General features: G+C 67.9%; 1 protein-coding gene and 1 pseudogene. Both read left to right on the plus strand.

Annotated features, from left to right (window positions below):
- Window positions 1-34: 34 nt before the first annotated feature.
- Window positions 35-712 (plus strand): annotated as a pseudogene (locus tag FN369_RS01380) (tetratricopeptide repeat protein); the annotation flags it as partial.
- A gap of 146 nt (window positions 713-858) precedes the next feature.
- Window positions 859-1,062 (plus strand): tetratricopeptide repeat protein (locus tag FN369_RS11640; protein ID WP_374728752.1); only part of this gene is annotated, 204 nt, incomplete at its 3' end.

Here is a 1,062-nt window from a genome sequence, read left to right on the forward strand (position 1 = left end):
TCCATGGTTTTAGGAACGGCTGGCCGCCGCGCAGATGAACCTCGCCCTCCTTTATGATCGAGGGCTCGGGATTCGGAAGGATCGTCTACAGGCCGCGCGCTGGTACGAACGAGAGGCGGAACAGGGCGTGGAGCAGGCGCAGTGGCGGCTCGGCACCCTGCTGCTCCGCTACGGCGGAGTCCCGTGCAATCCGGGGAAAGGCCTCTGCTGGCTGCGCAGGGCGGCCGAGGCCGGCCCTTCCGAACTCCGGTACGGCATCGGGGGAATCTACGAATATGGCTGGGCGCTCTGGAGCAGAAGAGAGCAAGCTCCTTTTTGGGCGGGGCGCGGCACCGGGCGGCCTCCGCCGCCTCTCGGATTTCCTTTTTCCGAGCTGGAGCTGAGGCCCGATTCGTCGGAAGCGCGCCGCTGGTACCGGCTGGCCACGGAAAACAGCCATGCGGAAGCCGGCTATCGGCTGGGACTCTTTCTGGAGGAAGGGCTCGGCGGAGCATCCGATCCCGCGGCAGCCGCCCTCTGGTATCGACGTGCTGCGGAGTCGGGTGCGGCGGATGCGCAATACCGGCTGGGCCGTCTTTACGAGCAGGGACTGGGGGTGGCCCGCGAGCTGCCCGCCGCCGTACGCTGGTACGAGGAAGCGGCCCGGAAGAGCCAACCCGCGGCAGCCCGTTCCCTCGGAAAGCTCTTTCTGCAGCGGAGAGGAGGGAAGCCCGACTCCAAGGCCGCTGCGGCTTGGCTGCTTCGGGCGGCGAAAGGGGGGATGCGGAAGGCCAGGAGCTCTTGGGCCTTTGCTATCACCATGGGTGGGGAGTGTCTCGAAATTTCTTTCGCGCCTCCCGCTAGTACCGCCGGGCGGCAATGGGACGGAGAGCGCTGGCGGCAAACCACTTGGGCGTATTGTACCGTTCGGGGCAAGGGGTCCCGCAGGATGACCGCAAGGCTGCCCGCTGGTTCCGGAGGGCCGCCAGCGCCGGGGAGCGTTTCGGGCAGCTTAATTTGGGCGACCTCTATGCCCTGGGACGGGGGGTGGGCCGCGACTTGCGGGCGGCCGCCCGCTGGTGG

The organism is Methylacidimicrobium cyclopophantes (genome assembly GCF_902143385.2).
Classification (GTDB): domain Bacteria; phylum Verrucomicrobiota; class Verrucomicrobiia; order Methylacidiphilales; family Methylacidiphilaceae; genus Methylacidimicrobium; species Methylacidimicrobium cyclopophantes.